Origin of the sequence: Caballeronia sp. NK8 (assembly GCF_018408855.1) — a bacterium.
GTDB lineage: Bacteria > Pseudomonadota > Gammaproteobacteria > Burkholderiales > Burkholderiaceae > Caballeronia.
The window spans coordinates 427717-435466 of record NZ_AP024328.1; the positions used below are offsets into that span (position 1 = coordinate 427717).

Sequence of the window (7750 nt, forward strand, 5' to 3'; positions counted from 1 at the left end):
TTTGAAGAGAATAAGTAGGCGTCATGTTGGTCAGTTCGCGCGTTGCAGGCGGCGGTAAATGTTGTTGGCGTAGATGAGTTGCTTATTTGACGAGACTGCGTTGTAGGCACCGACCGCTTTCCATGTCGGACCGAACTGCTTGATGTTGGAAGCCAGGATCCATGTCCCCACATAAGCGTTCACGCAGGCGTCGAACAGGTGTTGCCGAGTGATGCCGAAGCGACCCAGTTTTGGAAGCCAGGATGAGTTGATTTGCATCAAGCCAATGTCCTCGCTTCCATCGGTATTGCGATTCGTCACATACGGGCGCATACCCGACTCTTGCTGCGCGATTGCGCGTACTACCTGGACGCTCACGCGGTGATAGCGCGCGGCATCGTCAAGACAATCGGCATAGGCATGGAACGGAACGGTTGCAATGAGCAGCGTCGAGACTTGAAGCAATCGGTTCATGACGCGGGCCGATCGAAGAAGCGCACATCGTGCTTGCGCAGCACGTTGACGACGTTGCCGTCCGCGTTGACGATGAACTGCTCGGCGGTGCCGTTGAACTTGTAGTAGCGGCCCTTCTGCTCGCCCGACCCCATGTGCGCCACGTCGGCGACCGTCACCTTGCCGACGGTGTCGGCAAACTTGAAGAACGTCGAGCCGTTTTCGTCGAACACGCTTTGAAGCGCAGCCTTATTCGCGGCGTCGAACTCATAGACGGCTCCCGCGACGCGGGCGACTTCGACCTTGTCGGTCTCGCTGGAGATCGTGAAGCGCTCCGCGCGATTGAACGTCACCACGGCCGTCGCGTCGTCCCACTTCGGACGCAGCGACTTGCCGTCTTGCCCCGTCACCTTCAATTCCGCAGCAGGCTTCGCCGAGAACTTGATCTGGATATGGCTGTCGTCGCCATCGCGGATCGCCAGTGCTCCGAACTTGGCAGCAAGCACGGACCCAGATGCTGCCGGCGCGTCAGCAGCGACCCTCTTCGCGATGTCTGCGATGGGGTCTGTCCCAGAAGCTGCGCTCGACACGGCCACCGGAGTAGCAGCCGCCGAAGCAGCAGCGACCTGCGACACCGGCGCGACGTAGTTCACCGCCACTGACTGCGGAGCCGAGCGGCGAAGTGTTACATGGTGAGAGTTGAAGTCGACGTCGGCGTACAGGTCGGAGGCAGCCACTAGGCGATCGAGCGACTGCATCCAGTTCTCGCCATCGCGCGTGCCGAAGCTCGTCGAGGCCGTCAGATCGATGTCCTTCTGTGCCGATCCCGTCCAGCCCTGCGGCACCAGCGCTTTGACCAGTTGTGCAAGCGGCAGCGTGGCGTTCAAAGACCGGGTACTTTCGAGGCTGCTGCGCGGTCCGATCAACGCAAGGCGGCCAGAGAAGCCGGAAAAACCGGAGGGCGTGTCGCTGCGCGCCTTATCGCCGATGAAGCGGTTCGCCTTTTTCCAATACGCGGTGGCACTCGAGCCGCCCGCCGAGTAACGGATCACCTCGGGCGTACCCGGCACAACGATGTACGGTCCTTGACTATGTCCACCGTCCACGCGTAACGACTGACCGGCACGCGGCTGGAAATAGGTGTCGCTGCCGTCGTTGAAGACGAGTGCCGGTCGCTCAAGCACATTGCCCGCGATCTCATAGTCAAAGTCGAGCGGGTCCGTGCCAGCAGCCGCCGCGTTAAGCGTGACCGCGGCCAGCGCGAGAGTGAGAAGAGAGAGCGTGTGCTTCATAGACCGCGTTCGATTTGAGAGAGGTGCTTCACGAAGCGCGCGAGGTATTCGCGGCCCGGTGCGGGATTGGCGCTGTGGTAGTACGCGACGGCCTTTACGGCGGAGTGCGTGAGGCGGTAGTTCTCGTTGAGGATGTCTTCGGCGACACGGATGTTTGTCGCGGGCGCAAGAGCATCCCAAGCGTTCGTGAAGCGCTTACTGTGGTATCCCCAGTTGATCTGCATGATGCCGACGTCGAAGTTCGACCGGCCGTTGCTAATCAGATAGCGGACCGCGCGATAGGCGTCGTCGCGAGTGCGAAAGAAGAAGCCGCGACCGGCGACATTCAACGTCCAAGGCCATGCGCGACCGTTGTATGCCGACTCATTAAGCGCGATGCCAGCCAGAATTTTCGGATCGACCGATGTGTGCATCGCGTCGAACGGCGCCTGCGCGGATGCGCACGACCAGCCGCCTCGGCGCTCGGTGATGCTCGCTTGAGCGTCATCGGTAAGGGTCGCGGGGCGCAGCCAGCCCGCCTTCACGAACAGGCTTTCGAGGCTGACAAGCGATCCGTCGATATTGATTGCAACACCACCAGCCGTGGCCTCGACCGTTTGGCCCTCAAATCGGTTAGCCCATGCCAAAAATGGATTGAGTCCACATGCGTAGACCGGTTCGCCGGGCAGTTCAACGATCGCGCGCTTCATGCCGTCGTCGAGCACGATCCGCGTCGGGCTGATGATCGAATCGATGGTCGCCGCGTGTGCGCTAAGCGCCATCGCAGACAGGCAAGCAGCCGCCAACGCCTTAGTCATGGTATGGCTCCATGACGATGTCCTGCGTCACCTGCACCAGGAACTTCTGGCCCGGCTCAACGGTGATGGTCGGCGGTATATTCTGGTTGCGCTGCATGACGGTCTGAGCTGTCGCCGCCGCCACCTGTCCCGCCGTGTCACCATAAGTAGTGACGCCGTTCGGCGTCGCGGTCGTCGCGGTCTGAGAGCTGCTGTCGAACGCCTTCAGCAAAATCGCCGTGATGAAGCCCGCGCCGAAGATTTTCAGGAAGTGGTTGTTCACATCGCCCGAGAACCCGGCGTAGCCGTTCTGGTCGGCACCTTGCATACCGTTGAGCGGCACGCTCTTGCCGTTGGGCAGACGCAGACTCGTCGAAGCAACGAGCAAGCGCTCTTGCCCCACTTTGACGTCCGCGCTGTACATGCCATTGATGAACGCGCCCTTCGGAATCATCAAGCAGTCGCCGCGCAGGCTGTCATACACATCTTCGTCCACCATCAACGCCACGCGACCCGGCTTGTCCGAGTTCAGCCCCTCAACCGTCTTGACGTGGATAACGTGCGGCGGCGTCAACGTGCAGCCCGTCGACCAGCCATTGAAGGTTGTCCGTTCGATGCCGCCGCGCGAACCCGCATCGCGGAGGAAGGCGCGGTCGCGATCTTCGGGTGCCTGGCCCTGCTTCGCCAAGGCGATCGCCATCGCATCGGGAGTGTTGGCTCCCGCAGCGTTCCGAGCAGCTCGTACCTCGTCCAACGAAGGGACGCCAGCGGGGAGTACGCCAGTCGCCGAGTTCGCCGAACGCGATGCGCCTGCCTGTTTGAAGATGGAGGACGTATAGATCGCGTCTTGCGCCGCTTGGCGGGAAAGCTCGCGCGTGTCCGTGCCCGAGCCTGCGACCTCTTCCTTGAAGTCCGCACCGGTCAGCATCGGTTTGACGGCGGGCTTCGGAGCCGCTGCTTCAGACGCTGCGCGAGCGGCAGCCTCCGACGCCGCTGCGTCGCGCTGCTGACGGATCATCTGGTCGATGTCGTTGTTGTTCGCAGCAGCCGGCGTCTCCGTACTCGACTTAAGCGCCGTCGCTTTCTTGATGCGAGCTTCTTCGTCGGCCTTGTTCGTCGCCTGAAGCTGATAGTAGAAGCCGAGGCCGCCGATCACGACCGCAGCCAGAATGCCGATGCTCATGATCGCATTGCGGGGCGTCTTGCCTTTGACGAGTGCTTCTTGCTCCGCGCTGGGTGTAGCCGAGTCCGGTTTCTTCGCCACGATCAAAACACCCCGAACAGGCGGCGGCGGCCGCGGGTCACCGTGACTTCGTCCTTGCCGGAACGCAGGACGATCTCGTCGGCCAGACGCTGCAGGACGAGGAAGTCTCCGCGGCGGATGAAGTTCGCGACGACGCGATCGCCGTGGTCCAGAATGAACGGAACCGGCCACTCCTGAGCCTTGGTGGGCATGCGCATCCAGACGGCGTGGCCGTCATCGAAGACTGTCTCCGGCGTGAACTCGGCGCGGCCATCGACGCTGTAGTCCCAGTTCAGCTTGTCCGGCGCAACACCGATGCTTCCCGAATCGACACCGCCGCGACCGCCAGTCGCCGTCGCGTCATCGCGTGCGCTGACGCGGGCCATTGGCGCGCGCGGGTATTGGAAGCGCACCGTTTGATAGAACATCCCGCCCGCCGGTGACGCGATAAGCGTGAAGTCGTACTCGCGCAGATTAGTCGTCAGATGCAGCGTGTTGACTAGATCGGCCTTGTGCGGCTTGATGAACACATGGTTCATCTTGTCGTCGTCGATCTCCCACTGGACGCTGTCGCCCATCGCGGGGTCAGCAATCAGCTTCTCGCCCTTTTCCAGTTCGATCGTCGTCAGCTTGAGCGGTGCGGTCAGCACGCGGTAGATCTGGTCGCGGCTGTACGGGAAGACGCCGATGCGCGCATCGCCCGGCATCGTCAAAGGATCAGCGCCGCCGTTGAACGGATTGATCGGGCTCATCGGGTCGCCTGCGACCATCGCGGCATTGAACGCCGAGTCGCTCGCGGCTTTCTTGGCCATAGCCGGTTGAGCAAGGAGCGCTGCGCACGCGGCGAGGACGCACATGCCGATGACCGGTTGTTTGTTGAGAATGGTTGCGGTCATGCTTATGCGGTCCGCTCGAGGCGGAAAAACGGAATGAAGATGCCGAAGGGGTTCGTCGTCAACGCCTGTTCAGCAGTCGGCGCGACAATTTGATAGCGCAACGTGAGTGCGTACGACTTCACGTCCGGCTTGCCGGTCGCGCCAGCCTGCGAGGTGGTCGTCGTGAACTCAACGAGAACCGTCGAGTCTTCGAGCAACGCGATGTTGCGCACGTCGACTTCACGAATCAGCTTCGGGTTGGCAGTTATCTGCTGGAACGGAGTGTCGGCCTTCAGCCAGTCGCGGAACTGACCGGCTGCCGCGCCGATCATTTGCGCCTTCACCGAATTAATGTTGGCAGTCATGCGCGAAGTCTCGAGCCGGTCCGACAGCACCGGCTCGATCGTGAACCAGCGAATCGCCATTTCCTTGACCGTCGTGCGCACCGCTTGCGAGTCGGGCTTGTAGGCGACGAGCTCCGTCACGATCGGGTGCCCGCCGGTATCGGCAGAGACACCGACGACGCGAGTGACCGAAGGCGGAGGCTGCCGCGTCCAGACAGCGCCGGCCGCAACGACAGCCAGGCCGAACGAAATCAGCATCCAGCGATTAGCTTCGAGCTTAAGCCGTGTGCTCGTCTCGAAAATTACCTTGCTTGGATCTTCTTCGGCGTATGAGCCGGGGGCCGTGGACAGCGCGACCCGACGCTTGTTCTTGAAAAGACGCATGGCAACCCTTTGGAATGGTCACCATTGAAACAGCGTGCGCGTGCTATTTTTCTCCGAAAGACAGTGAGTTTTGTGCGTCATTGCACTGCACGCTTTCCGCGAGAGAACCTACTCGACTCGTCGTTACGGTAACGCTATCCGGATAGCGGCCGTTTCCGGGAATGAAGCATAAAAACGTGTAGCTTTTGGGTTCTCCCAGCCGCCAAATTTGGTGTATCGCGCAGGACGCTCAGCAGCAAGCGTGTGCCAATTAACAGGGGGGGGGATAACTTGGCACACCGTCTGGGCGAAGGTTTTCTCCTAATACTCAAGGACTTACTGAACTGCGCGCACCTTCGCAACGCTATCCGGATAGCGTTGCCTGACCATTGCCGCATGCAAGGCACCGATTATCGGCAAAGTGTTTTGACTTTCAGCGACTCTCGAAGGGTCGCTAAGAGGCTTCTCGCATGGGCGTCCCTAAACCGGTCCACGAGGGGTCTCAGTTGGCGGCCGCCGCTTTGCGCTGAGGTCGCGCGGCACCCGGCGCATCCTGCCGCCCACTATCGCGGCAACGAACACCGACGCATGTCCATATGGTGTCGAGGCCTTAACGCCGTCGGGGGTCCTCTCGGACCAGGACGCCCTCTTCGACGGTCCACAGGGCACCGTCTGCCGACTCGAAGGTGCTTCCCACATAGGCGCGCAATTGGTCTTCACGCTCCTCCAGTGCCCTTCGACGTTCGGCAACTTCCGACACTTGCTGTGCTTGCTCGTCGCATCGTTTGGCGAGGTACGCATAGTCGATTGGCCGTTGTAACAACGCTCGGATGTACGCGATAGCGTTCGTCAGCCTGAGAAGCTAGTTGCTTCGCGGCGTGGCTGACGACGTCAGAAAGCCTGTGTCACCGGATGTTCGTCGAAGTCGTCCCGCTACTGCATAAAATCGGCACGTTTCCTGACAAATTTTTTCCCGACGGGCCCAAGGATGTGACGTCGGGCACGACGAAAGCGGGACACTCTCTGGATAGCGTCTCCATCGTCCGCGGACTTGTTGTAGCCTTTGTCTGAGCGAACCAGAGACTTCCTGTCCCCGCGCGTGCGTCAAGGGAGGCTGAGGCGAAATCGACAATCTGCGCGAGCGTACGTGGCGCGAGTCGCAGCCCCGAAACAAAACTTAAGGTCCGCATGAACTGGCGTAAGCTCGTCTGGTACGCATGGCCTACGTATGTGGGACACGGCGACCGGCCCGGATGTACTTATCCACAATGGTCTACGGCCACGGTTGTAGGCCAAAGCACATAAACGTGGGCCTTTGTGACCAAGAATGTAGGCCATTGCAGACCACAGATGTAGGCTTTGGGGGTTATGGCCCGCGGATATGGTGACTTAGGTCACCACGGACGTAGGCCAATAGTTTAAAAAAGCGAGTAGGCTCAATAACTTAAAACAAGTTAACGATTTGATTGGAGTTTGTTAACTAAGATTCGAGTCGACCATCAAATGCGTATGAAAAAAAAACCGCATGTTCCTAGTGATACCAGAACTGTAGGCCATACCCCTCGGCACCACATACTTGTAGTCCATTGACCACCGTATTGCGGGTCTTCTGCCCAACCGTCCCTGCTTGGCAGGTCTGCTGGGATCACGCGGACACCACATGCGGTTGCGAGCTCAGTTCGTTTGCCTTGCGCCAAGACCGCGTGGGCGCTTGGTCCAGCCCGAACGGCATTCCCTGGCAGCGCATCGTCGGTCCGGGCATTCATAAGGTGTTGATTCCCGGGATTTTTTTTCAGTGCCAGCAGCTCGCCAACACATCAATGGCCGTAAAGGACCCCGCGAATGGCCTACGTTTCCGGTGCAACTGTTCAGCGAAGCGTGGCATGGCCTACATCTATGGGCAACTCCGGTTTGCGCTGGCTGAATGGCCTACATTTATGGTGTTAGCTCGGTCGCGGTGCGGCCTACGGCTATCGGCAATCGCGCTCGCGGGATGGCCGAGCTTTGTTGGCAAGACGCTCGGCCTTATGGCCTACATTTATGCGGAAGTCCAAGTGCCTGTTTTGGTGGCCTGCCCAGCGCAGCGGCTATGCGTGCCCCGTAGAATGGCCTACGTTTCTGGGGTAACGGCACTCCGAACCCGTTCTCTGGCCTACGTTTCCGCGCCGAGAGCACCGTTGCAATGGTATGGCCTACGTTTCTGGCGCCGATTATTCGTCGAAGCAAGACGTTAAATTCGCCGAGTTTGAGCCATAAACGTAGGCCATCCGAGGCTTTGGCGTTCTCGTCAATGGCCTGAGGGAGGCGAACGGCAAGCGCGTGCGAAACACGCTTGCCGAGGCGGCCTATGGCCTACAGATATGGTTTGACGCGTAGTCCATTATGTCCGATAGTCGCGTCTACCTGTCTTCAACACGAACCACTC

The 7750-nt window shown here is 60.1% G+C and carries 6 protein-coding genes; all 6 read right to left on the reverse strand.

The features are described from left to right. Positions 1–30: 30 nt before the first annotated feature. Positions 31–453, reverse strand: a complete 423-nt coding sequence (locus NK8_RS42670; protein WP_213234653.1) for a lytic transglycosylase domain-containing protein — start codon at positions 451–453, stop codon at positions 31–33. Then, positions 450–1724 (reverse strand): TrbG/VirB9 family P-type conjugative transfer protein, encoded by a 1275-nt coding sequence (locus NK8_RS42675; protein WP_213234654.1) that lies wholly within the window; start codon positions 1722–1724, stop codon positions 450–452. The genes NK8_RS42670 and NK8_RS42675 overlap by 4 nt, the downstream gene beginning before the upstream one ends. Further along, positions 1721–2521, reverse strand: coding sequence for a transglycosylase SLT domain-containing protein (locus NK8_RS42680; RefSeq protein WP_213234655.1), 801 nt, complete (start codon positions 2519–2521; stop codon positions 1721–1723). Before NK8_RS42680 ends, NK8_RS42675 begins: the two co-directional genes overlap by 4 nt. Next, positions 2514–3764 (reverse strand): TrbI/VirB10 family protein, encoded by a 1251-nt coding sequence (locus NK8_RS42685; RefSeq protein WP_213234656.1) that lies wholly within the window; start codon positions 3762–3764, stop codon positions 2514–2516. The genes NK8_RS42680 and NK8_RS42685 overlap by 8 nt, the downstream gene beginning before the upstream one ends. 2 nt (positions 3765–3766) lie before the next feature. Beyond that, the gene (locus tag NK8_RS42690) at positions 3767–4555 is read right to left on the reverse strand and encodes a TrbG/VirB9 family P-type conjugative transfer protein (protein ID WP_225936703.1); all 789 of its coding nucleotides are present in this window, start codon (positions 4553–4555) and stop codon (positions 3767–3769) included. An 86-nt stretch (positions 4556–4641) separates the two neighbouring features. After that, positions 4642–5346 (reverse strand): type IV secretion system protein, encoded by a 705-nt coding sequence (locus tag NK8_RS42695; RefSeq protein ID WP_213234658.1) that lies wholly within the window; start codon positions 5344–5346, stop codon positions 4642–4644. Positions 5347–7750: the final 2404 nt, after the last annotated feature.